Source organism: Rhodopirellula maiorica SM1, assembly GCF_000346295.1.
GTDB classification, from domain to species: Bacteria; Planctomycetota; Planctomycetia; order Pirellulales; family Pirellulaceae; genus Novipirellula; species Novipirellula maiorica.
In genome coordinates this window covers 1-1,621 of record NZ_ANOG01000849.1, presented here as the reverse complement: position 1 = coordinate 1,621, position 1,621 = coordinate 1, and the positions used below count along the sequence as shown (strand labels likewise).

The following is a 1,621-nucleotide window of genomic DNA, read 5'->3' as shown; positions in this document are numbered from 1 at the left end:
GATCATGGAAGACTTTTGCGATCTGCACGAGAACGCCAAATATCGCTACCAATTGCTCGAGTCGATCGACGATGGTGGTCAACTACAATCGTTTCGAGAACTGGTCGATCATTTTGGAATCACAGACGACTGGCAACGTTTCCGAGACGACGCGATTGAAAAAGCCGTAACCGATTTTTTCGATACAAATTCGATTCCGTGGACACGCGATTAGGTGAGTGATGGAGTTTATCTGGAACGACGGCGGGCGAGCCGCATCAGGCTTTGTGGGACTGACCGGCGACTGCGTCACGCGATCGATCGCGATCGCGACCGGCACAAGTTATCGTGATGTCTATCGCGACCTCGGTGAAGTCTCCAACAAGTCGCCTCGCAACGGGGTTAGCACTCACCACAGCGACGCGTATTTGAAACAACTTCGTTGGCAATACACACCGGGACGAGGACAAAAATTTGCTGCTAGCGTGATTCCCAAGGGAATCGTGGTGGTGCATTTGGAGATGCCGGATCGCTGGCGTCACGGCCATTTCTGTACCGTGATCGATCACGTGATCCACGATACGTGGAACCCCAGCGATGAGCCGGATTATCAAATCGCAGGTTACTGGACGTGTGAGGCGGTTGCGAGCGAAACCACCCTGCCCCGCCCTGCCCCGGGATCGTCACAAAATGCCGAGCAGGTGACAACGCAAAAGGAATTCGACAAGATCCTGCACCGACTTCGCGCGCTCGATAGCACGGCGAACAATCACGCCAGCACCGAAGGCGAGAAACGCAACGCGCTGCGGATGATGCAGAATTTGATGTTGCGACACAACTTGTCGCGAGAGGACATCCACGACGATGACAACGTCGAAAGCGTCTGTTTCACCCGCCGAGCATGCCCGGTGAACGGACGCCGTGCGTGTGCCTGGGAAAAATGGTTGGCGGCTTACCTCGTCAAAGAAATCTTTCCGATGACCGGTTGGTACTTCGGCGTCAAAGGCAACCGGACGTTGTTCTGGTTCTACGGGCCGGTCGAAGACGTCGAGAACTGTATCACGTTGTTTCGCGAACTGCTGCTCACCATTGCAACGGCCGCCCAACTGCAATACCGCGGCCATTCGCGTGGCAGTGGTGCATCGTATGCCGAAGGTTACGTTCGCGGTCTGCCACGCCATAATTCGCCCGATGATAGTAACACCACCCAGCCGAGCGATGTGGTTAGCGAAACCGCCTTGGTACATGCACGCACCATGGCGGTCCAGGATGCCGCCCGAAAATGGCTCCGACTCGAATGCGGTGTATCGATCGTGACAACACACGGCAGCGGTCGAAACCAACACGATCCCGCTGCGGCGGATCGTGGCAAACGACACGGCGCCAAACACGACGTTACCGCTGAGAATGGTCGCAAACGGATCGGTTTCTCGTAGCGGATGCTACCTCACCTTAGTTCGAATGGGGGATTCCACCCTGGCAAATCGGTAGATACGCTTGATAATAAGCAGGTCGACAGGAATGATTAGGTGAAATCCCGTTAGCCGTTTGGGCGCTAGCCCCGGTTGAGCATGGGAACCGTGGCTAGCAGCAAAAACGGCTAACCTACCGAAAAACTCCTGCCTAGCTGCTCAAGACAAAC

The 1,621-nt window shown here is 55.4% G+C and carries 2 protein-coding genes; both read left to right on the top strand.

Features of this window, described 5'->3' with window-relative positions:
- On the top strand, positions 1–214 hold a 214-nt coding region (locus RMSM_RS41390), incomplete at its 5' end, for a hypothetical protein (protein WP_040769592.1).
- A gap of 7 nt (positions 215–221) precedes the next feature.
- A complete protein-coding gene (locus RMSM_RS27290) occupies positions 222–1,415 on the top strand; it encodes a DUF2786 domain-containing protein (protein ID WP_008704603.1) in 1,194 nt (397 codons plus the stop codon).
- Positions 1,416–1,621: the final 206 nt, after the last annotated feature.